Origin of the sequence: Streptomyces sp. TP-A0874, assembly GCF_001748085.1 — a bacterium.
GTDB lineage: Bacteria > Actinomycetota > Actinomycetes > Streptomycetales > Streptomycetaceae > Streptomyces.
Genome location: NZ_BBZK01000009.1, coordinates 215,946 through 241,169 on the forward strand (window position 1 = coordinate 215,946; position 25,224 = coordinate 241,169).

21 protein-coding genes and 2 pseudogenes are annotated in these 25,224 nt (G+C 70.5%); 9 read left to right on the plus strand and 14 right to left on the minus strand.

The window, feature by feature from the left end; genetic code table 11:
- The first annotated feature begins 72 nt into the window (after positions 1-72).
- Positions 73-603: a hypothetical protein gene (locus BGP73_RS16890; RefSeq protein ID WP_069815719.1), complete on the plus strand. Its 531-nt coding sequence runs from the start codon at positions 73-75 to the stop codon at positions 601-603.
- 89 nt (positions 604-692) lie between these two features.
- Here BGP73_RS16890 and dapC read toward each other — a convergent pair whose 3' ends face one another.
- Together dapC and fdxA are read right to left on the minus strand one after the other, a co-directional pair.
- On the minus strand, positions 693-1,790 hold the full coding sequence (gene dapC / locus BGP73_RS16895) for a succinyldiaminopimelate transaminase (RefSeq protein WP_069815721.1): 1,098 nt from the start codon (positions 1,788-1,790) through the stop codon (positions 693-695).
- A 353-nt stretch (positions 1,791-2,143) separates the two neighbouring features.
- Positions 2,144-2,461, minus strand: a complete 318-nt coding sequence (gene fdxA, locus BGP73_RS16900) for a ferredoxin (protein ID WP_069815723.1) — start codon at positions 2,459-2,461, stop codon at positions 2,144-2,146.
- 139 nt (positions 2,462-2,600) lie between these two features.
- Between fdxA and BGP73_RS16905 the strand changes: the two are divergent.
- Both BGP73_RS16905 and BGP73_RS16910 read left to right on the plus strand, forming a co-directional pair.
- Positions 2,601-2,858: pseudogene (locus tag BGP73_RS16905) on the plus strand (putative acetyltransferase); the annotation flags it as partial.
- Between the two features lie 68 nt (positions 2,859-2,926).
- Entirely contained in the window at positions 2,927-3,802 is an 876-nt protein-coding gene (locus BGP73_RS16910; RefSeq protein ID WP_069815727.1) for a transglutaminase-like domain-containing protein, read from the plus strand.
- Positions 3,803-3,838: 36 nt separating this feature from the next.
- Here the strand turns inward: BGP73_RS16910 and BGP73_RS16915 are convergent.
- The 5 genes and pseudogenes from BGP73_RS16915 to BGP73_RS16935 all read right to left on the minus strand — a co-directional run.
- A pseudogene (locus BGP73_RS16915) lies at positions 3,839-4,148 on the minus strand (ABC transporter permease); the annotation flags it as partial.
- A 157-nt stretch (positions 4,149-4,305) separates the two neighbouring features.
- Positions 4,306-6,270 carry a hypothetical protein gene (locus tag BGP73_RS16920; protein WP_069815728.1) on the minus strand — a complete coding sequence of 655 codons (1,965 nt, stop codon included), beginning with the start codon at positions 6,268-6,270 and terminating at the stop codon, positions 4,306-4,308.
- Positions 6,271-6,456: 186 nt separating this feature from the next.
- Entirely contained in the window at positions 6,457-6,801 is a 345-nt protein-coding gene (locus tag BGP73_RS16925) for a DUF6113 family protein (RefSeq protein ID WP_107474064.1), read from the minus strand.
- Positions 6,802-6,821: 20 nt separating this feature from the next.
- Positions 6,822-7,703 (minus strand): N-acetyl-1-D-myo-inositol-2-amino-2-deoxy-alpha-D-glucopyranoside deacetylase, encoded by an 882-nt coding sequence (gene mshB / locus BGP73_RS16930; RefSeq protein ID WP_069815731.1) that lies wholly within the window; start codon positions 7,701-7,703, stop codon positions 6,822-6,824.
- Between the two features lie 25 nt (positions 7,704-7,728).
- A complete protein-coding gene (locus BGP73_RS16935; RefSeq protein WP_069815732.1) occupies positions 7,729-7,923 on the minus strand; it encodes a hypothetical protein in 195 nt (64 codons plus the stop codon).
- A 504-nt stretch (positions 7,924-8,427) separates the two neighbouring features.
- On the opposite strand from BGP73_RS16935, the gene BGP73_RS16940 reads away from it, so the two are divergent.
- The 6 genes from BGP73_RS16940 to BGP73_RS16965 all read left to right on the plus strand — a co-directional run bounded on the left by BGP73_RS16940 (position 8,428) and on the right by BGP73_RS16965 (position 17,186).
- Entirely contained in the window at positions 8,428-10,608 is a 2,181-nt protein-coding gene (locus BGP73_RS16940) for a S9 family peptidase (protein ID WP_069815733.1), read from the plus strand.
- Between the two features lie 379 nt (positions 10,609-10,987).
- Entirely contained in the window at positions 10,988-12,031 is a 1,044-nt protein-coding gene (locus tag BGP73_RS16945; RefSeq protein ID WP_069815734.1) for an ABC transporter permease, read from the plus strand.
- 97 nt (positions 12,032-12,128) lie between these two features.
- The gene (locus BGP73_RS16950; RefSeq protein WP_170837859.1) at positions 12,129-13,919 is read left to right on the plus strand and encodes an ABC transporter substrate-binding protein; all 1,791 of its coding nucleotides are present in this window, start codon (positions 12,129-12,131) and stop codon (positions 13,917-13,919) included.
- Positions 13,920-14,029: 110 nt separating this feature from the next.
- Positions 14,030-15,007, plus strand: a complete 978-nt coding sequence (locus tag BGP73_RS16955) for an ABC transporter permease (protein ID WP_069815736.1) — start codon at positions 14,030-14,032, stop codon at positions 15,005-15,007.
- A 10-nt stretch (positions 15,008-15,017) separates the two neighbouring features.
- On the plus strand, positions 15,018-16,079 hold the full coding sequence (locus BGP73_RS16960; protein WP_069815737.1) for an ABC transporter ATP-binding protein: 1,062 nt from the start codon (positions 15,018-15,020) through the stop codon (positions 16,077-16,079).
- Positions 16,080-16,091: 12 nt separating this feature from the next.
- Complete coding sequence (locus BGP73_RS16965) at positions 16,092-17,186, plus strand: ABC transporter ATP-binding protein (RefSeq protein WP_079127604.1); 1,095 nt, start codon at positions 16,092-16,094, stop codon at positions 17,184-17,186.
- Between the two features lie 109 nt (positions 17,187-17,295).
- On the opposite strand, the gene BGP73_RS16970 is transcribed toward BGP73_RS16965, so the two are convergent.
- The 7 genes from BGP73_RS16970 to BGP73_RS17000 all read right to left on the minus strand — a co-directional run bounded on the left by BGP73_RS16970 (position 17,296) and on the right by BGP73_RS17000 (position 25,118).
- A complete protein-coding gene (locus BGP73_RS16970) occupies positions 17,296-18,162 on the minus strand; it encodes an alpha/beta fold hydrolase (RefSeq protein ID WP_069815740.1) in 867 nt (288 codons plus the stop codon).
- Between the two features lie 259 nt (positions 18,163-18,421).
- On the minus strand, positions 18,422-19,453 hold the full coding sequence (locus BGP73_RS16975; protein WP_069815742.1) for an ABC transporter ATP-binding protein: 1,032 nt from the start codon (positions 19,451-19,453) through the stop codon (positions 18,422-18,424).
- The gene (locus BGP73_RS16980) at positions 19,446-20,462 is read right to left on the minus strand and encodes an ABC transporter ATP-binding protein (protein WP_069815744.1); all 1,017 of its coding nucleotides are present in this window, start codon (positions 20,460-20,462) and stop codon (positions 19,446-19,448) included. Before BGP73_RS16980 ends, BGP73_RS16975 begins: the two co-directional genes overlap by 8 nt.
- A 9-nt stretch (positions 20,463-20,471) precedes the next feature.
- Complete coding sequence (locus BGP73_RS16985; protein ID WP_069815746.1) at positions 20,472-21,443, minus strand: ABC transporter permease; 972 nt, start codon at positions 21,441-21,443, stop codon at positions 20,472-20,474.
- Positions 21,436-22,359, minus strand: coding sequence for an ABC transporter permease (locus BGP73_RS16990; protein ID WP_069815748.1), 924 nt, complete (start codon positions 22,357-22,359; stop codon positions 21,436-21,438). Before BGP73_RS16990 ends, BGP73_RS16985 begins: the two co-directional genes overlap by 8 nt.
- Before the next feature lie 36 nt (positions 22,360-22,395).
- The gene (locus BGP73_RS16995) at positions 22,396-24,015 is read right to left on the minus strand and encodes a peptide ABC transporter substrate-binding protein (RefSeq protein ID WP_069815750.1); all 1,620 of its coding nucleotides are present in this window, start codon (positions 24,013-24,015) and stop codon (positions 22,396-22,398) included.
- Positions 24,016-24,185: 170 nt separating this feature from the next.
- Positions 24,186-25,118, minus strand: coding sequence for a DMT family transporter (locus BGP73_RS17000; RefSeq protein WP_170837867.1), 933 nt, complete (start codon positions 25,116-25,118; stop codon positions 24,186-24,188).
- Between the last annotated feature and the right edge of the window lie 106 nt (positions 25,119-25,224).

Genomic DNA, 25,224 nt, shown 5'->3' on the forward strand with positions numbered 1-25,224 from the left:
CGTCACGCGGTAGTCACTGCGGCTGCCCGACGTCGGGCACCGAGAAGACTGTCTTTCCGCCAAAGGAGCACCATGTCCCTCCCCCTGACGCGTCGGATCGCCCGAGCCGCACTGCTGGTCGCGACTTGCGCGGCGCCCGTCGTCGGCGCGGCCGGCACCGCCGGGGCGGTGGCCCTGCCCAACACCCCGGAACTCAAGGGGCTGAGCACGACCGACGGCGCCGGGCTCGGCGGCGCGGTCAACGATGTCGCCGGGCAGGCCACCGACGCGGTGGCCGAGCACGGCGGCGCGGCGGTGAAGTCGGTGGAGCCGGAGGCCCGCGGCGCGGTCGGCAAGCTCGGTAAGAGCGCCGTCCCGGCGGCCCGCGGCGCGGTCGGCAAGCTCGGCAACACCGCCGTCCCGGCGGCCCGGCAGGCCACCGGGAAGACGACCGGGGCCGCCCGGTCGCTGGTCAAGAAGGCCACCGAGGCCACCGGCCGGCCGGCGCTGCCCACTCGGCGGGTGACCGGAAACCTCACCGACAAGCTGCCGCTCCGCGGCGCGGTCCCCACCCAGGGGCTGCCTGTCCAGGGCCTGCCCACGCAGGGCCTGCCGCTGCTCTGACCGCGGGGTGCCGGGTGGCCCGTGAGCCATCCCGGCACCGCCGTCGGACGTCGAGCGCTCCGGGGAGCCGCGCACCCCGGAGCGCTCTCTCATGCCCGCAGTCGCTCGACCACCGCCCGGATCCGCTCGTCGCTCGCCGTCAGGGCCACCCGGACGAACCGCTCCCCCGCCGGGCCGTAGAAGTCGCCCGGCGCCACCAGCACACCCCGCTTGGCGAGATCTCCGACGGTCTCCCAGCAGCCTTCGTCCTTGGTCGCCCAGAGGTAGAGACTCGCCTCACTGTGCTCGATCCGGAAGCCGTACCCCTCCAGTGCGTCGCGAAGCGCGGTACGACGGGTGGCGTAGCGGGCGCGCTGCTCGGCGACGTGCTCATCGTCCCCGAGCGCGGCGACCGTGGCCGCCTGTACCGGGGCGGGCACCATCATGCCGCCGTGCTTGCGGAGCGTCAGCAGTTCGCCGAGGACCGTCTCGTCGCCCACGACGAACGCCGCGCGGTAGCCGGCGAGGTTGGAGCGCTTGGACATGGAGTGCACCGCGACCACCCCGTCGAACCGGCCACCGCACACCTCCGGGTGCAGCACCGAGACCGGGTCGGCCTCCCAACCGAGCTCCAGGTAGCACTCGTCACTGAAGACCAGCACCCCGTGCTCGCGCGCCCAGGCCACCGCGGAGCGCAGCTCCTCCAGGCCCAGCACCCGGCCGGTCGGGTTGGAGGGCGAGTTCAGCCAGAGCAGCCGCAGGCCCTCCGGGTCCAGCTCGGTCACCTCGTCGTAGAAGACCGGCTCGGCGCCCACCAGCCTCGCCCCGACCTCATAGGTGGGGTAGGCCAACCTGGGCACGGCGACCCGGTCGCCCGGCCCCAGGCCCAGCTGCCCGGGGAGCGCGGCCACCAGTTCCTTGGAGCCGATCACCGGCAGCACCTGGGTGTGGCTCACCCGGCCGGCCCCGAGCCGCCGCTCCGCCCAGCCGGCGATGGCGTCACGGAGTTCCGACGTCCCCCAGACGGTCGGGTACCCGGGGCTGTCCGAGGCCGCCACCAGCGCCTTCTGGACGAGCTCCGGTACCGGGTCGACGGGCGTGCCCACCGAGAGGTCCGCGATGCCGTCCGGATGCGCCGCGGCGGTGGACTTGTACGGTTCCAGCCGATCCCAGGGAAAGACCGGTAGGCGGGAGGAGACTGCGGACACGGTGCTTCACTTCTCTCGGACGGCTGCCGGGCGACGTCTGCCGGGCCGGCTCAGGGCTGGTGGACTGCGGATACCGTGATGCCGGCCGCGGCCGGCATCACGAGCGGGCGGAACGCGCCCGGCCCCGTACGGCGTCGGCCGTACGGGACCGGCGGGGCTGCGTGGTCAGTGGCAGCGCTTCTCGTGACTTGGTGCGCGACGGCGCGTGGATCAGCCAGCGGCGTCATGCGGCTTCGAGCCCGAAGCGGAGGCGGGAAGCGACGCGGAGCGCCGCCGACCGGCAACCGGCGACGGGGTCGCACGACGCCGGGAGCCTGCCCGTCGTCGCGCACCCGGTCGTCACTGCTGCGTCGTCACTGCTGCGGGGGGAGCGCGGCGATCAGCGGGTGGTCCCGCTCGATCAGACCGAGCTTCGATGCCCCGCCGGGTGAACCGAGCTCGTCGAAGAACTCCACGTTCGCCTTGTAGTAGTCCTGCCACTCCTCAGGCGTGTCGTCCTCGTAGAAGATCGCTTCCACCGGGCAGACCGGCTCGCAGGCCCCGCAGTCGACGCACTCGTCCGGATGGATGTACAAGGACCTGGAGCCCTCGTAGATGCAGTCGACGGGGCACTCCTCGATGCATGCCTTGTCCTTCAGGTCGACACAAGGCTGCGCGATGACGTAGGTCACGCTGTCGTTCCTCCTCGATAGGGCCGGCGGACCGATCTGCGGCTCCGCCACGGGGCGCGCGGGAGCGCGGCGTCGTCGATGCCCGCCACTAGTATCTCCGTTCCCGGACACCAGACGTACAGGAGGGGCGAGCAGAGCAGTGGATTTCACCAGCGGCGGACGGCTCGAGGTGCGCATCACCGAGTCGGACGTGGGCAAAAGGGTATCCATCCGACGGCTGACGGGCTCCGCGAAACCCGGGGAGAAGTTCACCGACACGGTCGGTGTTCTCACCTCGTGGAGCGACGGCGTGCTGTCGGTCACCCGGCGCGACGGGGAGACCGTCCGGATCGACGAGTCGACCCTGGTGGCCGGAAAAGTGGTCCCCCCGGCCCCCGCGCGCCGCCGCAGGAGCGCTCCCGACACCGGGCGTCCGGCCGGACCCGGTACGCCGCCGGCCTGAGGACGGAACGGGTGGGAACGGGTATGCACGAGACCGCGGGTGGTCGGCGGAGGTTCGCCGAGGAGGTCCGCTCCGACCGGCCCGACCTGTCGACGGTCTGCCTGCTCATCGGCGCCGAGGCCGACCCCGGGCTGGACGACGCGGGGCTGGACGCCGCCCAGATCGAGCTGGACCGGCTCGCCGGGCAGCTGCCCTACGCCCCGGGCGACGGTGCGCGGGGCTGGGCCCTCGCCCTGGCCGAGCTGCTCGGTACGCGTCACGGCTTCCGTGGTTCGCCCGGCGACTACCGCCGGCTGGAGTCCAGCCTGCTGCACCGGGTGCTGTTCGACAGGCGCGGACTGCCGATCCTCCTGTCGGTGGTCTGGCTGGAGGTCGCCCGCCGGGCCGGGGCGCCCGTCTACGGGGTGGCGCTGCCCGGGCATTTCGTGGTCGGTTTCGACGATCCGGGCGCTCCGGGTGCACCGGTGGGCCTCGGGGCCGTCGGCAAGCCCGGCGGCCCGGTGCTGGCCGACCCCTTCTCCGGAGGCCGGCTGCTGACCGGTCCGGACACCGAGACCCTGGTGCGGGTGGCCACCGGGAGCACCCTGGGCCGCTCCATGGTGGCACCGGCCGAGCCGCTGGACATCACGCTGCGGATCCTCAACAACATCCGGGCCTGGGCCGCCGCCCGCCCGGAGCGGACGGACGTCCAGCTGTGGGCGGTGGAGCTGGCGCTGCTGCTGCCCAGCCATCCGGCCCGGCTGCGCTACGAGCGGGCCCAACTGCTCGTGCGGCGCGGCGACTTCCTCTCCGGAGCGGCGGCGTTGGACTCCTACGCCGAGGTCGTGGAGGCGGTGGACCCGGCGGCGGCCGAGTCGGTGCGCCGGGAGGCGGTCGCCGCCCGGGCGCTGCTCAACTGAGGGCGCGCGCATCCGGTGCTCCGGCCGCCGGCACCGTCAGGCCTTGAGGGTGTCCCGGCGGTAGAGCCAGGCCGCACCTCCGGCGAAGACCACCAGATAGGCCGTGAGCAGGCCGACATCGGCGAGGCGCGGAGCCTCACCGGCTTCCATGGCATGGCCGAGCGCGGCGTACGCGTGGGTGGGCAGCGCATCGGAGATGTGCTGCCCACCGCGGGTACACCGTGGTCGGCATCCAGAGGCCGCCGAGGATGGGGAGTCCGAAGTACACGATCATGGTGATCGGCCGTACGGCGTCGAGCCGATCAGCGCCGACCACTGCCAGGCCTCCAGCCGCGGTGGCGAGGGCGAAGCGGACCCGCTGCTCCTGCCCGCCCGAGAGCTTCTCGACGAGGCGGTCGGCGATGTCCGCGGTCCCGGCGGTGCGGGAAGGGGAACGGGCAGCGAAGAAGGATCGCCGCCCGCCCCGGATCGTTCCCCGCCCTTGACTCGGCTGCCGCTCCGGGTCAGCTCGGGTTGGTCGGGATCACGGCGACCCGGGCCGCCGGGTCGGTCTCCACGAGGGCGCCGCGCATCGCCTGGATGACGTCCTCGGGCGTCACAGGCGTCCGGCTCCCGTCGCCCCGCTCGATCAGCACGCCGTCGAAGACCCCGCCGTAAAGCTCCTTGAGCGCCTTCCGGTCGAAGTGCTCCACCAGACGGCCGTTGACCGGCTTCATCGACAGGAACTTCGGCAGCGAGTTCTCCGGGCTGAAGGAGACGGTGTGCAGGGGGTCGGTCTGGACGGTGACCAGCCCGGACATCGCCGGGTCGGCGAACTCCCGCATCGCCCGGTCGATCTCCTCCCGGTCCACCGCGGGCTGCGGCACCGTGGTGGGCAGCCGCAGAGCGGTGACCGGCCCACCGTCGGCACGCTCCCGGTAGGCCGCGGCCACCGCGGCGACCGAGCGGTCGATGTCCAGGCCCTCCCGGGCCTGCACCACCAGCGGCTTGCCCTCCCGGAACCTGATCGCGCCGGCTTCCGCACCGTCGTTGCCGCTGCCCGGCAGGGACTTCAGCGCGGCGGCGAGCTTCTCCTCGTCCACCGTGATCTCCGGCTCGGCCTCCCGGGTCGCGCCGAAGAGCGAGCCGATCACCGAGACGGGGTTGTAGTCCCGGCCGGAGGCGTTGCGGACGGTGGTCTCGACGTCGATGGCGAGACCGGCGGCCGAGGGCTTCAGCTGCTGCTCCTCGCCGCCGACGAGCACCTTCAGCGGGCCGTTGTTGCGGCTCTCCAGCGAGGTGTCGAGTTTCTGGACGGCCGACTCCCGAGCCATACCGCCTATGTCGACGCCGAGCACCCGGGTGCCGTTGGGTACGTCGGCGTGGTCGAGCAGCAGTCCGGCGCCGTAGGCGACGGAGGCCACCACGGCCACCGCGGCCCCGGCCAGGACCAGTTTGGAGCGGCCCTTCTTCTTGGGGCGGGCGGTCCGTTCGGACGCCGGCTCGCTGGACAGCGGGGCCGGGACGGGGAAGGAGTTCTCCTCACCGGGTTCGGCAGGATCGGTCTCCCGCTCCGCCGAGGGGACCGCGGGTACCCCGCCGACCAGTGTGTCCCCCGCTTCGTAGGCCGTGGCCGGCTCGTCCGCCCCCGGCGCGAGGTCGAGGTCGTCCCCGGCCGGGTGCAGCGGGTCGTGGACGGCGTCGGCACGGCTTCCGTGCGGAGGGTCGGTGAAGGCCGGTGGGGCCATCTGCTGGAAGACGGGGGGCAGTGGCATCTCGCCGCTCGCCGGGCCGGAGGTCGGAGCGCCCGGCGCGTCCGTTCCCTGACCGAAGGTCGGGGTGTGGCCACCACCCTCGAAACCGTTCCGGTCGCCGAGGGCGTACTCCCCAGTCTCCTCGAACGGGGCCTGCGAACCGGGCAGGTAGGGGGATTGGGGGCCCGTGGCGCCGCCCGGGCCGAAGTCAGTGCTGAGGTCGGTGCCGAAGGCCGGCGTGCCGCCGGGCGGGGTGGTCGGCTCGGGCTCCGCCGGGGGAGCGATCGGACCCTTTCGGGGGACGAACCAGTCGCTGGTGCGTTCGGCGCCGCCCTCCTTCGGGGAGGACGTTTCCGCGCCCTCGTCGGCCGCCCCGGGGGCGGCCGACGCGCCCTCGGCATCCGAGGCCGCGGGGTCCGAGGCGTCCGCTCCCTCCGAGGCGGAGGACTGCTCCTCGACCGGGGTGCGCACCACCACCGGGGGGATGGGACGGGACCCGGGGATATTGATCTTGATCCGGGTCGTCAACGTCGTCTCGGTCCTGGGCTCCTGAGGTGGCGGCACCGCACCGCGCTCGGTCCCGGGCCGCTCCAGGCCCTCGGGGGTGTCCGGTACGTCCTGCGCCGGCTCCCGCGACGGATACCGCTCGGTTCCGTACGGCGGGGTTCCCGAGGGGTACGCGGCGCCGCCACGTCCCCGGAATCCGGCGGATGAACTGTCAGATTCACGGCTCAAGGCAGGTTCTCCCGATTGGCTCGCCGCCCGCCACACCTCTCACTGGGACCCCCTGCCGTAGACCGGGGGAGGCTCGGCGGCGCGCACCACCATACTTTGACGGTGCCACCGCGCACCCCGTGCCCGCCGGTTCGGACCACCGCGGGCGGGGTGCCGGGGCAGCCGGAAGCCGATCGTCAGGGCATGTCAGTCACCGAGTCGGGCAGGCGGCTCGGCGGTGAGCGGCAGCCGGGGAATGGTGGCACAGATCACCGCGAGCGCCATCCCGCCGAGGAGGAAAGTGTACGAACCGAACCCGGAGGCGAACAGGAAGTCGCCCTCCGGACGGCTGGTGGTGAGCGCCAGCACCGCCAGCAACCAGCCGCCGGCCGGTGCCACCCCGCCGGTACGGGTCCCGGTCAGCCGGACCCCGCCGTAGCAGAGGGCGCCGATGCCGAGGAGCGCCAGCAGCAACCCCCCTGGGAACCAGGCGCCCTGGACCAGCGCCCCGGCACCTCCGACCAGCAGGCCGGCCACCACGAGCGCGGCCATGAGGAGTACCCTCCCGGCCCTCACGGCTCGATCCCTGCGAAGAGGTCGGTCTCCGGCAGCGGCCCGCCGGGTTCGCCCCGTACCAGGCGGTAGTGCTCCAGGGTCAGCAGCGGCTGTCCCAGGTCGTTGGAGAGCGCGAAGAACGGCCCGTCGACGGCGATCTGGGTGGCGTGGGCACGCATCGCGGCGGTTTTCGCACCGGCGTACGCCCTCCCGTCGATCACGGCGGTGACCTCGGAGTCGGGCACCACCGAGGGCAGGTCGTCGACGCCGGCTACGCCCTCGAAGAGCGCCCCGGCGGCCCGCAGCCGCTCCAGTCCCGCCTCGGCCGCGGAGCGGGGCAGGCAGTTCCAGTAGACCTTCGCGACCTGGTAGGGGTCGCCGAGGTCCCGCCGGAACGCCGGTTCGGCCGCGAGTTCGACGGCCCGCATGGCCACCCGGTGCGCCTGGATGTGGTCGGGGTGGCCGTAGCCGCCGTTCGGGTCGTAGGCCACCACCACCTGAGGGCGGACCCGTCGGATCTCCGCGACGGCATGGCCGGCGGCCTCGTCGACGTCGGCCCTCCAGAAGGCATCCGGACGGTCGTTCTGCTCCAGCCCCATCATCCCGGAGTCCCGGTAGCGCCCGGGCCCGCCCAGGAAGACGTGGTCGGTCACGCCGAGCTCCGCCATCGCCGCGCTGAGCTCGCCCATCCGGTGCACCCCGAGCCGGTCCTCGCGGTCGGCCGCGAGATGGGCGAGGTCGGCCGGGATGACCTCGCCCTCCTCGCCGAGAGTGCAGGTGACGAGGGTGACATGCGCCCCTTCGGCCACGTACTTGGCCATGGTGGCACCGTTGTTGATGGTCTCGTCGTCGGGATGGGCGTGTACCAGCAGCAGACGACGGGAAGGCAGATCACTCATCGTCACAGGGTACGAGCCCGGACCCTCAGAACTTGATACCGCCGATCATCCCCGCGACGTTGGTGGTCAGCTTGCTGATCGTCGGGGCGATCGAGGAACTCGCCAGATAGAACCCCAACAGCACGCAGACCAACGCGTGTCCGCCTTTCAGTCCTGCTTTCTTGACCAACAGGAAGACGATGATCGCCAGCAGCACCACCGCCGAAATCGAGAGGGCCACGGCGGTTCACCTCCTACTAGGTACACGCGGTCTCGGGCAGGACGGGCGGCTCTTCGACGCCACGCCGTTCATACCCACTATGCGCAACAGATCATAACTTTCCGTCGGCCATGGGAGGTGCACGGGAGCAAGGGGGCGCACGGCCTGCCGGCACCTCCCCCACCCCGACTCCGTCCACGTCAACCGAACTTCTCTGCCCGGCCGTTGAAGGCGTCAAACGACGGGTATCGGCCATATCGGCGGCCCTCTCCGCCCTCTCGCCCAGGCCGCCCCGGGCAGCCGCCCGGCGGTCCGCGGAGGCCGGCCGGAGGGGGCGGCGCACCGCCCCGCCCGGGCCGTTACGAGCGGGTGCGAGGTAGTGAGCGGATCGGTGAGCGGTGTCATGCGGCTCAGCTTCCGGCGTTCCCTGGTGACACCGAGAGCCCGCTCGCCCGCGTGCCCCGGTCACCGAGCGCTGCCCCGTGCACCCGTCAGCGATCACGGGAGAGCCCTTAGGGTCGGCCCATGACCGAAAAGCTCTCCTTCCCACGGCAGCACGCCCGCACCCAGCGCTTCACCCTGGGCTCACCCCGAGCCTTCTCGGTGGCCCCGGACGGGGGACGGGTCGTCTTCCTCCGCTCCCGCGGTGGCACCCGGCGGGAGAACCTGCTCTGGGTGCGGGACACCGGAAGCGGTGCGGAGCGGATCGCCGCCGACCCCACCGCGCTGCTGGCGGGCGCCGCCGAGCAGCTCTCCGCGGAGGAGCGGGCCCGCCGGGAGCGGAGCCGCGAGGGCTCGGGGGGCGTCGTGGCCTACGCGCTGGACGCTGCGGCCGAGCTCGCAGCCTTCTCGTTGTCGGGCCGGCTGTTCGTCGCCGAACTCGGTGACACCGCCGCGGCGGCCTCCGCGGCCTCGGCGAGGGAGTTGCCGGTCGGGGACGCCGGGACGCCGGCGGGGTCGTCGGTGGTCGATCCGAGGCCCTCTCCCGACGGCCGCCACATCGCCTACGCGCTCGGCGGGGCGCTCCGGGTCGTGGCCGCCGACGGCTCGGGGGACAGGGCGCTCGCCGAGCCGACCGAGGCCGAGCGGGCCGCCGGCTCGGTCGGCTACGGGCAGGCCGAGTTCATCGCCGCGGAGGAGATGGACCGTTCGCGCGGTTTCTGGTGGTCGCCCGAGGGCGATCGGCTGCTGGTCGCCCGGGTGGACGACGCGCCGGTCCGGCGCTGGTGGATCGCCGATCCGGCCAACCCGGACCGGTCGCCGGCCGAGGTGGCCTATCCGGCCGCCGGCACGGCCAACGCCGAGGTGTCACTGCTGGTGGCCGGGCTCGACGGCTCACTCGTCGAGGTCGGCTGGGACTACGAGGCCTACCCCTACCTGGCCCGGGTGCACTGGTCCAGCGGCGGGCCGCCGCTGCTCCTGGTGCAGGCCCGGGACCAGCGCGGCCAGCAGTACCTGACGGTCGACCCGGACAGCGGCCGCACCGAGGTGCTGCACACCGAGACCGACCCGGTCTGGCTGGACCTCCTCCCCGGGGTGCCGGCCTGGGCGCCCGGCGGGCGGCTGGTGCGGATCTCCGACGAGGGCGGTGCCCGACGGCTCGTGGTGGGCGACCGCCCGCTGACCGGCCCGCGGCTCCATGTGCGGGCGGTGCTCGACGTGGCCGAGGACTCCGTGCTGATCAGCGCGTCCGCCGGGCCGGAGGCCGAGGACGCGGAGATCGGTGAGATCCACGTCTACCGGGTGACCGAGGACGGGGTGGCCCGGGTCTCCTCGGGGGCCGGTGTCCACTCGGCCGCCCGTTCCGGCCCGTTGACCGTCCTGGTGTCGACCTCACTGGAGCGCGGTGGCGCGGAGGCCCGGCTCGTCGGGGAGGACGGCGGGATCCTCGGGACGGTCAGCTCGCACGCAGAAAAGCCAGTGCTCACCGCACGCGCACAGTTGCTGGAAGGAGGCGCACGACGAATCCCCTGCGCCCTCCTGCTCCCAAGCGACTACCGCGAGGGTGACGGCCCGCTGCCCGTCCTCATGGACCCCTACGGCGGTCCGCACGGCCAGCGGGTCCTCGCCGCCCACAACGCGCACCTGACCTCGCAGTGGTTCGCCGACCAGGGGTTCGCGGTCATCACGGCGGACGGCCGGGGCACCCCGGGCCGCTCCCCCGACTGGGAGAAGGCGATCGTCGGCGACTTCGCCGGCGCCACCCTCGACGACCAGGTCGAGGCGCTTCACGCGCTGGCCCGGAACCATCCGCTCGACCTCGGCCGGGTGGGCATCCGCGGCTGGTCCTACGGCGGTTACCTCGCCGCGCTCGCGGTACTGCGCCGCCCCGACGTCTTCCACGCGGGGGTGGCGGGTGCCCCGGTGACCGACTGGCGGCTGTACGACACCCACTACACGGAGCGCTACCTGGGGCTGCCGGCGGAGAACCCGGAGACGTACGCCGCCAACTCGCTCGTCACCGACGAGGGGCTGTCCCGGGCCGCCGAGCCGTCGCGTCCGCTGATGGTCGTCCACGGTCTGGCGGACGACAACGTCGTGGCGGCGCACACCTTGCGGCTGTCCTCCGCGCTGCTGGCCGAGGGACGGCCGCACGAGGTCCTTCCGCTGTCCGGCGTGACCCATATGACCCCTCAGGAACAGGTGGCGGAGAACCTCCTCCTGCTCCAGGTCGCCTTCCTCAAGCGCTCGCTCGGCGTGGACTGAGCCGCCGGCCGGTCGTGGCCCCGCAGAACGGCGGGGCCACGACCGCACTCGCGGCGCGGAGGCCGGGGACGCAGGCCGGCTCCCGCGTCGCCGGCTGTTTTCCGATTGTCGTCCGCATAGCGATGAACGGCTTCAAGTCCTTTGCACATAGCGGCACTTGGCGGTCGATATTCCGGAGAAGTCCGTCAGCGGACCGGCCTGTCAAGCACGTCCGGACCTCAATCTGCGCAATCTTCGCTCAAGAAGCCCCGAGGACGGCCTTCGAGGGCCTCCGACCTCTTGACTGAGCTCTTCATCTGTTGCGAAGGTCCGCTCATCTCATGGCGCCACCGGTGCCGTGTCGCGTTCCGGAAAGAACCGAGTGCGGGGGGCCTTACGCATGACGAGTCCGTCCCAGGCTGCCGCGGCCGATACCGGGGGCACCCCCGAGGCCGGCGGCGACGGCGCCGGCGACGCCTCCTCGGCCCCGACGGAGGGTACCCAGCTCACCGGCCGCTCCCCCGGGCAGCTGATGTGGCGCCGCTTCAGGCGCGACCGCTCCGGGGTCGTCTCGGCCTACATCGTGCTGGCCTTCTTCGCCATCGGCCTGCTCGCACCGGTCATCTCCTGGCTGTACGGCAAGGATCCGTACACCCGGTACGGCCAGATCCGCGACGGGCTGCTCAACGACTTCCAGTACCCGATCAAGCCCAACGGAGGCATCGACAGCGAGTTCTGGTTCGGGATCGAGCCGATCCTGGGCCGCGATGTGTTCACCCAGTTGCTCTACGGCATCCGCACCTCGCTGCTGGTCGCCGTCGCGGTGACGCTGCTCGCGGTCGTCACCGCCATCCTGCTGGGGGTGGCCGCCGGCTATCTGGGCGGCAGGGCGGACTTCTTCATCGGCCGGTTCATCGACCTGCTGATGGCCTTCCCCAACCAGCTGTTCTTCGTCGCCTTCATGCCCATCGTGGTGGCGCTCTTCGTCGCCGACACCGATGAGACACCCACCTGGGTGCGGGCGGTGGCGATGATCCTGGTGCTGTGGTTCCTCGGCTGGATGAGCCTGGCGCGGATCCTGCGGGGCACCGTGCTCTCGCTGCGCGAGCGCGAGTTCATCGAGGCGGCGAAGGTCAGCGGCGCGTCCCCCTGGCGGATCATCACCAAGGAACTGCTGCCGAACCTCGTCACCCCCATCCTGGTGCAGGCCACCATCATGCTGCCCAACTTCGTGACCGCGGCGGCCGGGCTGTCCTTCCTCGGTGTCGGCTTCATCGAGCCCACCCCGGACTGGGGCCGGATGTTCGCCACCGGCGCCGATGTCTTCGAGAACGACTTCACCTACATGTTCTTCCCCGGCGGAGCCATGGTGATCTTCATCGTGGCCTTCAACCTCCTGGGGGATTCGGTCCGGGACGCCTTCGATCCCAAGACCGGCCGATGAGATCCGTCGGCGCAGGCACCACCCATCGGACAACCGCGAAAGCGCTGAAGCAGCAGTCAGGAAACGGGCCACAACGGACGGCAGGTGCAGTGAAGCCATGAGAACAAATCCGGTGCGCAGATTGCGTGCCACCGTGGTCGCCCTCGCGACGGGGGCGCTCCTCCTCACCGCCTGTAGCAGTGGCGGTGGCGGCGGTCCCAGCGACGGCGGCAAGGACGACGAGGCCACCGAGCAGGGCCTGGTCGCCTTCGGGGACGCGGCGGCCTCCGAGGGTCCGGCCGAGGACGTGAAGGGCGCCCAGTCCGGCGGAACCATCCGGGTGCTGCAGCGGGACAGCTTCTCCACCCTCGACCCGGCCCAGATCTACGTCTCCGACGAGATGATGCTCTCCACGCTCATCCACCGCCGGCTGACCACCGTCAAGATGGACAACGACGGCGAGTACAGCGTGATCGGCGACCTGGCCACCGACAGCGGCCAGCGTTCGGACGACGGCAAGACCTGGACGTACAAGCTGAAGGACGGCATCCGGTTCAGCGACGGTTCGCCGATCACGTCAAAGGACTTCCGCCACACCTTCGAGCGGCAGTTCGCCAAGTTCGTCACCGAGGGGCCGATCTTCCTCCAGACCTGGCTCGCCGGTAGCCAGGACTACCGGAAGGCGCTGCCCGACGGTCCCTACAAGGGCGATCACCTGCCCGACTCGGTGTTGGAGACCCCGGACGACAAGACCATCGTCTTCCACTTCAAGGAACCGCAGAACGACCTGCCGTACGCACTGGCGATGGCGGGCTACAGCGTGGTCTCCGAGAAGGCCGACACCAAGGAGAAGTACGCCCAGAACCCGCTGACGACCGGACCGTACAAGATCCAGTCGTTCAAGAGCGGCAAGTCGATGACACTGGTGCGCAACACCGAGTGGGACCCGAAGACGGACGCCTCGCGCCACCAGTACCCGGACAAGTTCGAGATCACCTTCAACCACCAGTACGAGGACTCCAGCAAGCGGATCCTCTCCGACACCGGTGAGAACGCCCGGGCCGTCTCCTTCACCAACGGTGTGGACGCCGGCACGATGCCGCAGGTGCTCGGCGACTCGAAGGTCAAGGAGCGGGTTCGCACCGGCTACCAGATCTACGTCGCCCAGTACGCCATCAACATGGACCGGATCAAGGACAAGAAGGTCCGGGAGGCGATCGTCCACGCGATGCCGATCAAGTCGGTGCTGGCCCCGTACGGCGGTTCGGCCAGCGGCACCCTCGCCGCGGGCGTGCTGAGCCCGCTGCTCCCCGGCTTCGAGAAGGACTACGACCCGTTCGGCAAGCTGAAGAAGCCGCTGGGCGACCCGGAGAAGGCCCGGAAGCTGCTGAAGGAGGCCGGCAAGGAGGGCATGAAGCTCACCTACGCCTTCAACAACAGCAGTGAGGACCAGAAGGTCTCGGTCGCCGTGGCGGACGCCCTCAAGGCCGCCGGCTTCGACGTCCAGCGCAAGGAGCTGCCCGCCGACACCTACTACGACCTGGTCGGGAAGGTGGACAACGGCTTCGACATCTACCGCAACAACTGGGGCCACGACTGGGTCAGCGCCTCCACGGTGATCCCGCCGCTCTTCGACGGCCGGACGATCCAGGACGGCTCCTCCAACTACTCCCACACCAACGACGAGAAGGTGAACTCCGAGATCGACCGCATCAGCGCGATCGCCGACCCGGAGAAGGCCGCCAAGGAGTGGTGGAAGCTCCAGAAGTACATCATCGAGGACGTCACTTCGATCGTGCCCGCCTACTACTACAAGCAGGTCCAGATCCAGGGATCCAAGATCGGTGGCGCGGTCTACAACGACGACCTCAGCGGCGTCGACCCGACGAAGCTCTACGTCAAGCAGTAGCGGCCGACCAGGGCCGTGGGGGTGCCCGCTCCGCGCGGGCACCCCCACGGCGCACCCAGGCCACCGCCGTCCCGGCCGTTTTCCGGCCATCCCCGAAAGCTGCCACCGACATGCTGCGATTCCTGATCCGCCGGTCGCTGGGCGCCGTCGTCATCCTCCTGATCATCAGCGCCCTCACCTTCTTCCTCTTCTACAGCATCCCGCGGGACCCCGCCCTGCTGGCCTGCGGGAAGAACTGCACGCCTGACGCGCTCAAGGTCATCCGGGAGAACATGGGCATCGACAAGCCCGTGCCCGCCCAGTACTGGGAGTACATGATCGGGATCTTCACCGGTCGGGACTTCGCCGTCGGCCCCTGCCCGGCACCCTGCCTGGGCTACTCGTTCGTGGACGACTCGCCGGTGTGGGAGACCATCCTGGACCGCTTCCCGACCACCCTCTCGCTCGCCCTGGGCGGCTCCGTCGTCTTCCTCGTCGTCGGCCTGGGCAGCGGTATGCTCGCGGCCGCCAAGCGCGGCACCCTGGTGGACAAGGTCTTCAGCGCCGGGTCGCTGGTGCTCAGTTCGATGCAGATCTACTTCATCGGGCCGTTGGTGATCGCCCTCTTCGTCTACCAGTTGGAATGGCTCCAGCAACCCAGGTACGTGGAGTTCACCAGCGATCCGGTCGGCTGGTTCTCCGGGCTCTTCCTACCGTGGTGCGTGCTGTCGATCATCTTCACCGCCGAGTACACCCGGATGTCCCGGTCCACGATGATCGAACAGCTCCAGGAGGACCACGTCAGAACCGCCAGGGCCAAGGGGTTGTCGCGGCGGACGGTCTTCTTCCGGTACGCCTGGCGGGGCTCGCTGATCCCCATCGTCACCATCTTCGGGATCCACCTGGGCTCGCTGTTCGGCGGAGCGATGATCACCGAATTCACCTTCACCCTGCCGGGCCTCGGCCGCCTCGCCGTGCAGTCGGTGCTCAACACCGATCTCCCGATGCTGATGGGCGTGATGCTCTTCGCGGCCTCGGCGATCATCGTCTGCAACGTGGTCGTGGACGCCGTGTACGCGTTCATCGACCCGCGGGTGCGACTGTCCTAGGAGACCGCAAGTGACCACCAAGACCAAGCAGGCCTCCGGCCCGGAGGCCACCGGCTCCGAGGCCTTCCTCTCGGTACGCGACCTGTACGTGCGCTTCGCCACCGAGGACGGCACCGTCCAGGCGGTGGACGGCCTCTCCTTCGACCTCGAACGCGGCCGGACCCTGGGCATCGTCGGCGAGTCCGGTTCCGGGAAGTCCGTCACCAACCTCAGCATCCTCGGGCTCCACGACTCCCGGAGCACGACGATCTCCGGTGAGATCATGCTCGACGGCCAGGAGTTGACCGGCGCCCCCGAGCGGACGCTGGAGCGGTTGCGCGGCAACAAGATGGCCATGATCTTCCAGGATCCGCTCACCGCCCTCTCGCCGTACTACACCGTCGGCCGGCAGATCGCCGAGCCCTACCGCAAGCACACCGGCGCCTCCAAGCAGGAGGCCCGGCTGCGGGCCGTGGAGATGCTGGGCAAGGTCGGCATCCCCAACCCGAAGCTGCGGGTGGACGACTACCCGCACCAGTTCTCCGGCGGTATGCGGCAGCGCGCGATGATCGCCATGGCCCTGGCCTGCAACCCCGACCTGCTGATCGCGGACGAGCCGACCACCGCGCTGGACGTCACGGTCCAGGCTCAGATCCTGGACCTGCTCCGCGACCTCCAGCAGGAGTTCGGCTCCGCGATCATCCTGATCACCCATGACCTCGGCGTCGTCGCCCAGACCGCCGACGACATCCTGGTGATGTACGCCGGCCGCGCCGTCGAGCGGGGCAGCGTGGCGGAGGTGCTCAGCAACCCGCAACATCCGTACACCTGGGGCCTGCTGAGCTCGATGCCACGGCTGTCGGCCTCCGTGGACGAGGCCCTGACCCCGATCCCCGGCACCCCGCCGAGCCTGCTGGCACCGCCTTCGGGCTGCCCCTTCCACCCGCGCTGCGCCTACGTCGCCGAGGTCGGCGCCTCCCGGTGCACCGGCGAACGCCCCGCATTGCCGCCCGGCCGGAGCGCCGCCTGCCACCTCACCGCCGAACAGCGACAGACCATCCTCGCCGAGCAGATCAAGCCCCGGCTGGGCTGAGGGGAGAAGAACGTGACGGACGACCCCACCCTGCTCGCGCCGAGCGACCAGGCCCCGGCCACCGCGACGGCCACCGGCGAGCCCCTGCTCGTCGCCGAGCAGCTCACCAAGCACTTCCCGATCATGGGTGGCTTCCCGTTCAGACGGCAGGTCGGCGCCGTACAGGCGGTGGACGGCATCGACCTGACCGTCCATGCCGGCGAGAGCTTCGGCCTGGTCGGCGAATCGGGCTGCGGGAAGTCGACCACCGGACGGCTGCTGACCCGGCTGCTGGAGCCGACCGGCGGCACGATCTCCTACCGGGGTCGGGACATCACCCGCGCCGGCCGCAAGGAGCTCGCCCCGATCCGCTCCGAGATCCAGATGATCTTCCAGGACCCGTACTCCTCGCTGAACCCGCGGCAGACGGTCGGCACCATCATCGGCGGCCCGATGGAGATCAACAACGTCAACCCGCCGGGCGGACGCGAGAAGCGGGTACGGGAGCTGCTGGAGATCGTCGGTCTCAACCCCGAGCACTACAACCGCTTCCCACACGAGTTCTCCGGTGGCCAGCGGCAGCGGATCGGGGTGGCCCGCGCATTGGGGCTGGAGCCGAGGCTCATCGTCGCCGACGAACCGGTCTCCGCTCTCGACGTCTCCATCCAGGCGCAGGTGATCAATCTCCTCCAGGAGCTCCAACGCGAACTCGGTATCGCCTTCCTGTTCATCGCCCACGACCTCGCGGTGGTGCGGCACTTCTCGCAGCGGCTCGCGGTGATGTACCTCGGCAGGATCGTGGAGGTCGGTGACCGCCAGTCGATCTACCAGCGGCCCCGGCACCCCTACACCCACGCCCTGCTGTCGGCGGTGCCGGAGGCGGTGGTCCCGGAGGACAGCGAAGCGGAGAGCGGGCGGATCCGGCTCACCGGGGACGTGCCCTCGCCGATCGATCCGCCCTCCGGCTGCCGCTTCCGCACCCGCTGTTGGAAGGCGCAGGAGAAGTGCGCCGTGGAGCTGCCGCCACTGGTCCAGCTGCCCGGCAACGACTCGGGGCACCTGACCGCCTGTCACTTCCCGGAAGCCGCCCCAGCCGGGGAGACCGCCTCTCCCGCCGCCTCGGCCTGAGCGTCCCTCAGGGCCGCGCGGCGGGCACCGCCGTGCGGCCCGCCGGGCCCGTAGCACCGGGTCTGTGGCACCGGGTCTGTGGCACCGGCGTGGGCAGACCGCTCAGCGGCTACTCCGTGGCGACCCCGGAGGCCGGCCGTTCCGGGTGGTCCACCAGCGCGGACAGTTGTTCCGGGCGTTCTTCGACGACGAGGTGCCCGGTCCCGGGCACCACGCCGAGTTCGAGGCCCAGCCTGTCGCGCACCGCCGGGGCGAGCCGCCGTGGCGGTAGGAAGACGTCCTGTTCACCGGTGACGACCAGCCGGGGGACCGGCCGCGGAGGCAGGGTGGCGAGGCCGGGCACCCCGCTGGAGCGCGCGTGCCGGGCGACCAGGGTCATCCACTCCACCAGTTCCCCGCGGGGTTGCCGGCCGGGCGCGAGCATCGCCCGCAGCAGCCGGGCGCTGCGGCTCGGCGTGGGCAGCAGGAACCAGGCGGTCGAGGCGGCCACCACACCGGGGGACAACCGCAGCCGGCTCAGCCCGCCGGGGCACACCAGGACGAGCCGATCGATCCGGGGAGAGCCGCTGGACAGGGCGATGGCCGCTCCGAAGGAGTGGCCCATCACCACCACCGGCTCGGTCGAGGTCTTCTCGAGCACTTCGCTCAGCCAGGCCCCGTACCAGGGCAACCGGCCGCCGGAGGGGGCGCGCTCGCCCGAGCTGAGACCGGGCTGGCCCGGGACGTCCAGCAGCACGACCCGGTGGCCGGCGGCGACCAGCGCCGTGGCCAGCGGGAGGGAGGCGGCGGCGTTGAAGTTGGTGCCCGGCACGAACACGACCGTCGTCTCGCCGGACCCGGCCAGGACCACATGGGTCTCCGCGCCGTTGGCGGTCAGCGTCCTCCGCTCGTGCGGCACCGACCACGCGGCGAGTTGGTCGAGGCACCAGCTTCGGATGAGCTCCTGGCCCGCAGCGCTGCGGTAGATCGAGTCCACGGGTCGAGTGTGCTGCCTTCCGGCCGCCGCGGCAGGCGATCGACCGTACCGGTCCGGTGAGTTGCGCCACTCGGAAGCTGCTGTCCAACCCGGTTCGGATCAGGCCGAGGTGTCTGGGGCTGTCGAATCCAGGGCGGGGGAGGGAGTCGGCGCGGAGCGTCGGCGACCGACGACGACGCCGGAGGGGCGGGGCCAGACACCTCGGGCCCGGGCCGGGGTCGGACAGCAGCTTCTCAGCCGGCCGGGGGCACTGCGCGGCTCAGCCGCCGTCCACCGCGAGGAGCGGCCGCGGTTCCGGGAAGTGGCAGGCCGAGGCGTGAACCGCCGCCTCCGTCGGCCCGGCCGGGGCCAGCGCTCTCAGCGGTGGGGTCTCCTGGGCGCACTTCGGCTGGGCCTTCCAACAACGCGTACGGAACCGGCAACCCGACGGCGGATCCGCCGGCGAAGGCACATCCCCGGTCAGCAGGATCCGATCCCGACCCTCCCGCGCCTCCGGATCAGGCACCGGCACCGCGGACAACAACGCCTGCGTATACGGATGCGTCGGATGCTCGTACACCTGGGTGTCCGTACCGATCTCCGCCATCTTCCCCAGATACATCACCCCCACCCGATCCGAAATATGCCGCACCACCGAAAGATCATGCGCGATGAACAGATACGAGAGCCCGAACTCGTCCTGCAACCGCTCCATCAGGTTGATCACCTGAGCCTGCACCGACACATCCAACGCCGAAACCGGCTCATCACAGATGATGATCTCCGGATTCAACGCCAGCCCCCGAGCAATCCCGATCCGCTGCCGCTGACCACCCGAGAACTGATGCGGATAACGATGGATGTACTCCGGGTTCAACCCCACCACATCCAACAACTCCCGCACCCGCTGCTGCCGATCCCCCTTCGGCGCCACCTCCGGATGAATATCAAACGGCTCACCGATGATGTCACCCACCGTCATCCGCGGATTCAACGACGTGTACGGATCCTGGAACACCATCTGAATGTTCCGCCGCACCGCCTTCAAAGCCCGCCCCGACAACCGCGTGATGTCCTCACCCTTGTAGAACACCTGCCCGGAAGTGGGTCGTTCGAGATGGACGAGGGTCTTGGCGACCGTCGACTTACCGCAGCCGGACTCCCCCACGATCCCCAGCGTCTCCCCCGGATACAGCTCGAAGGAGATCCCGTCCACCGCCTTGACCGCACCGATCTGCCGCTTGAACAGGATCCCCCGCGTCAACGGGAAGTGCTTGACCAGGTCACGAACGACCAGGATCGGCTCAGGCATCGGTCAACTCGGCCTTCCAGTAGTGGCAGGCGCTGGCGCGCCCGGGCAGTTCACGGCCGTCGACGGCGCTGAGCTGGTGGAGCGGCGGCCGGTCGGTGCGGCACCGGCTCCGGACCCGAGGACAGCGCGGGTTGAACTCGCAACCGAGCGGTACCGCCCTGAGGTCGGGCGGCAGGCCCCGGATCGCTTCGAGTCGGCGGAGCCGGCGGTCGAGGCGGGGAATGGAGTCCAGCAGACCCCGGGTGTACGGATGCGCCGGCCGCCGGTACAGCTCCCCCACCGGAGCGGTCTCCACGATCCGCCCCGCGTACATCACCGCGATCTTGTCCGCCACATCCGCCACCACACCCAGATCGTGGGTGATCAGGATCAGCCCCATGTTGTACTCACGCTGAAGCTCCGCCAGCAGATCCATCACCTGGGCCTGCACCGTCACATCCAGCGCCGTCGTCGGCTCGTCCGCGATGATCAGATCCGGCTCCAACGCCAACGCCATCGCGATCATGATCCGCTGACGCATACCACCCGAGAACTGATGCGGATAATCCCCCACCCGCTGCCTCGCCGCCGGAATCCGCACCCGATCCATCAACTCCACCGCCTTCGCGGTGGCAGCCTTCTTCGACAGCCCCTGATGCACCCGGAACATCTCACCCAGCTGATAACCCACCGTCAGCACCGGGTTCAACGCCGACAACGCGTCCTGGAAGATCATCGCGATCTTCCGACCACGAATCCGACGCCGCTCCTCATTCGACAGCGTCAGCATGTCCCGCCCCCGGAAGAGGACCTGGCCTCCGGTGACGAAACCGGGTGGTGAGTCGAGGATGCCCATGATCGCCTGGGCCGTCACGGACTTCCCGCAGCCGGACTCACCGAGCACGGCGAGCGTCTCCCCGGCCGCCACCTCGTAGTTGACGCCGTTGACCGCGTTCACCACGCCGTCCCTGCTCCGGAACTCCACGTGCAGGTCCCGGACCTCCAGCAGCGGCTGCTCGTCGGTTGGCATGGCCCTCCCTCAACGGAGCTTCGGGTCCAGGGCGTCGCGTACCGCGTCGCCGAGCATGATGAACGCCAGCACCGTGAGGCTCAGCGCACCCGCCGGCCAGAGCAGCATGTGCGGGGCGTTCCGGATCTGGGCGGCGGCGTTGGAGATGTCGATGCCCCAGGAGACGGTGGGGGGCCGCAGCCCCACCCCGAGGAAGGAGAGGGTGGCCTCCAGGGAGATGTAGGTACCCAGGGCGATGGTGGCGACCACGATGACCGGGGCGAGGGCGTTCGGCGCCACATGCCTGAGCAGCGTCCGCCCGCTGCCGGCCCCGAGGGCGCGGGCGGCCTGCACGTAGTCGTGCTGCCTGGCGGTGAGCACCGCGCCGCGGGCGATCCGGAAGACCTGGGGCCAGCCGAGCAGCACGATGAACCCGACGACCGGCCAGACGGTGCTGCTGGAGACCACCGAGAGCAGTACCAGGCCGCCGAGGATGATCGGGATGCCGAAGAAGACGTCCGCCAGCCGGGAGAGCAGCGCGTCTGCCCAGCCCCCGAAGAATCCGGCCAGACCGCCGAGGAGGCTGCCGAGGAGGGCGGCTCCGAGGGTGGCACAGACCCCGACGGTCACCGACGCCCGGGTGCCGTGCACGGTCCGGCTGAACACGTCGCACCCCTGGCTGTCGAAGCCGAAGGGATGGCCGGCGGTCGGCCCGTCCTGGGAGCGGGAGAGGTCGCACTGGAGCGGGTCGGTGCCGGTCACCAGCTGGGGCCAGGCGGAGATCAGCAGCAGGAAGACGATCAGCAATCCGGAGACCAGGAAGACGGGGTTGCGGCACAGCTCGCGCCAGGCGTCGGACCACAGGCTGCGGGAGCGCCCGACGACAGCGCCGGCCGGGTCGTGTTCGGGCTCCCGGTCCAGGGTGCCGGCCCCACCGGGCACGATGTCCGCGCCGCCGCCGCTGCCGGCGGCGATCGGGTGCTGTTCTGGAGCCTCAGGCATAGCGGATCCTCGGGTCGAGCACCGCGTAGACCAGATCGACCAGGAGGCTGGCCAGCAGGAAGACGATGACCAGGGCGGTGACGAAGCCGACGACGGTGGGCGCGTTGTTGCGGAGCACCCCCTGGTAGAGCTGGAAGCCGACACCGTGGATGTTGAAGATCCGCTCGGTGACGATGGCTCCGCCCATCAGGGTGCCGATGTCCGTTCCGATGAAGGTGACCACCGGGATCAGCGAGTTCCGCAGCAGGTGGCGGGTGATGACCCGGCGGCGCGGGAGCCCCTTGGCGACGGCCGTGCGGACGTAGTCCCCGCGGACGTTCTCGGCGATCGAGGTCCGGGTCAACCGGGTGACGTAGGCGAGGGACACCAGGGCGAGCACGGTGCCCGGCAGCAGCAGTTCCCCGAGGCCGGCGCTGGGTGAGACCGACGGTCTGACGAGCCCCCAGCGGACTCCGAGGAGGAACTGGAGCAGGTAGCCGGTGACGAAGGTGGGCACCGAGACGACGACCAGGGTGAGGAGCAGGAGGCCGGTGTCGAGCGAGCGGCCACGGCGGAGTCCGCTGACGACGCCGAGGGCGACGCCGACGGCCACCTCGATGGCCACGGCGACCAGGGTCAGCCGGAGGGTGACCGGGAAGGCGGTGGCCATCAGCTCGGTGACCTTCTGGCCGTTGAAGGCGGTGCCGAAGTCGCCGCGGAAGATCTGCTCCATGTAGTGGAGGTACTGCCGCCACAACGGCTGGTCGAGGTAGAGCTCGGCCCGGATGCGGGCAGCGGTCGCCGGGTCCGGCGCCTTGTCGCCGAAGAGGGCCGCGACCGGGTCGCCGAGCGCGTACACCATGAGGAAGATCAGGAACATGGTGCCGAGGAACACCGGGATCATCTGGAGCAGTCGCCGGATCACGTAGCGTCCCATGGGGGCTCCGGGGTTGCAGGGGCGTGGCCGATCCGGTCAGCTGACCCGGATCTCGTCGTAGACCGGGACGCTGAACGGGTTGAGCCGCACGTGGGAGAGGCGTTCGGAGTAGCCGCCGTTGCCGTTCTGGTACCAGAGCGGAATGGCGGGCAACTGGTCGGCGAGGACCTGCTCGGCTTCCTGGAACCGGCCCACCGCCTGGGTCGCGCTGGGGGCGGCGTTCGCCTTGTCGACGAGCTCGTCGAACTTCTTGTCGCTCCACTTGCCGTCGTTGGAGGAGGCGTCGGTGTAGTAGAGCGGCTGGAGGAAGTTCTGGATCAGCGGGTAGTCCATCTGCCAGCCGGCGCGGAAGGGGCCGGGCATCTTCTCGTCCGCGAGCCTGTTCCGGTAGTCGGCGAAGGTGCCGATCGGGTTGACCACGCACGCCTTGCGCTTGCCGAGTGTGTTGTTGATGCTGTGGCAGACCGCGTCCAGCCACTCCCGGTGCGAACCGGTGTCGACGTTGGAGGTCAGCGTCACCTTCCCGCCGGGCAGTCCGCCGGCCTCCTTGATCAGTTTCTTCGCCTTCTTCGGGTCGTAGTGGCAGGCGTCGCCGCAGATGCCGGCCTTGTAGCCGCCCTTGGCGCCGAGCACCGGTGAGGTCCAGTCGCTGGCCGGGGTACGGGTCCTGTGGTAGATGCGCTCGGTGATCTGCTTCCGGTCGATCGCCATCGAGATCCCGCGCCGGAGCTTCTCCCTGCCCTTGCCCCAGTCCTTGTCGTAGAAGGGGAAGGCCAGCGTCTGGATGATGCCCGCCGGCTGGTTGATGTAGCGGCTGCCCAGGTCCTTCTTGGCGTTCTTCAGCTGGGTCGCCGGCACGTCGTCGAGCAGGTCGAGGTTGCCGGCCAGCAGGTCAGTGTAGGCGGCGTTGTTGTCGGTGTAGACCTTGAGGTCCACCCCGCCGTTCTTCGCCTTGTCCGGCCCTGGGTAACCGTCCCATCTGCGAAGTTTCATCTGCGAGCCCTTGGCGTAGGACTCCACGCGGTACGGGCCGTTGCCGATCGGCTTCTTGATCCAGGCCTCGTGGTCGGTGAAGAACGCCTTCGGCAGCGGGGCGTAGGCGGCGTACCCCAGGGTGTCCGGCCAGGTGGAGAACTTCTGGTTGAGCCTGACGGTGAAGGTGCGGTCGTTCTTGATCTTCAGACCGGAGAGGGTCTTGGCGCTGGGATCGCCGTGCTCCGGGTGCACCTTGTCGTAGCCGTCGATGTACTCGAAGAAGTAGGCGTTCTTCTGGCCGTTGTCGAGGAGCGCCCCGTAGTTCCAGGCGTCGACGAAGGATTTGGCGGTGACCTTCTCACCGTTGCTGAACTTCCACCCCTTCTTGACGGTGATGGTGAAGTTCCGGGAGTCGGAGGTGCTGATCTTCTCGGCGAGCATGTCCTTCGCCTCGCCGGTCTTCGGGTCGTACTTCTTGAGCCCGCGGGTGATCATGTCCAGCACCTTGCCGCCCTGCACCTCGTTGGTGTTGGCCGGCTCCAGCGGGTTCTGCGGGTCGCCCCAGGAGGAACTGAGCACACCGGAGGAGCCACCGGGGTCGCCGCCGGCACCGCAGGCCGTGGCCGAGACGGTGACCACCAGCGCGCACACGGCCGACTTCGCGTGCCTGGCTCCGCGCATGAGGCGCCTCCTCGCAGTCCGTCGAACCACCCCTGTCGGAATTTAGGATCTTCGGTAATACGGATTTATCTCCGCTGTACACGCCCCCTGGACGGAGAACCGCCCGGATGCCCGAAGGGACGTAGGGATGCGTCGCTTGGCGGAGGGTGTTGTGGTAAGGGCTGCGAAGGTCAGGGTTGCCCGGGGGAGCCGTCCGTGCGACCGGGCTCGGCCGCTGCGTCCCGGGCGTTGCCGACCCTTCCGTCCTGGGCGTTGGCCCCGGAGACGATCGGGGACTTCGCCAGCCACAGACTGCCGAAGGCGATCAGCAGCAGGGCCGCCACCTCGGGCAGCACCCGGTAGCCGAGCCTGATCCGCTCGTCGAAGAGCACGATCCCGAGCACCACGCTCAGCAGCGCGTCCCCGAGTGTCAGCGCCGGCTGGGAGGCCGCCAGCGGACCGGCCCGCAGGGCCTCCTGGAGCAGCAGGAAACCCACCAGTCCGGCGGCCGCCACACCATAGAGCTGCCAGGTCGCCAGTACGGCGTGGATCCCGTCCGGGAACCGGCTGACCGCGTCCTTCATCAGGGCCGCGGTGCAGGAGAAGCCGATGGCGGCGGCGGTCCCCAGAACGGCCGCCCTGGCCGAAGGACGGAGGTGCCGGGCCACCGCGACCAGCCCGCCGACCACGGCGAGCAGCGGAACGGCGGCCAGCACCCACCTGTCGTCGGGCACCGCGGACCGGCCCTTCGAGGGGCTGGCCACCGCCAGGAAGACCGCGAGCCCGACCGCCATCACGACGAACGCCCAGCAGGTGCGCCGGTCTGGCTTCCGGTGCAGCGCCAGGCTTCCGACCAGCAGGGTGAAGAGCAGTTCGGTGGTCATCACCGGCTGCACCACCGACATCGGCGCGGCGGAGAGCGCCGAGGCCTGGAACACTCCGGCGAGCACCAGGGCACCGATTCCGCAGAGCCACAGCGGCCGGCGTACCAGTTGACTCCACCAGGACAGCCGTCGCCCGGTGGGGGCGGTGCGCTGGGCGGAGGCCTCCCGGTACTGCAGCACCGAAGCGGTGGCGTTGCTCAGGCCGGCGCCGAGCGCCAGCAGCACAGCGATCACGACCACCAGCGGCACCTGTTCACCGTGATCGCTCCGATCCACCGCCCGACGCCGACACTCCCGGTCCACGGTCGGTCGCCGCCACCGGCCGCCGCGGGGTGCCACGCCGGAG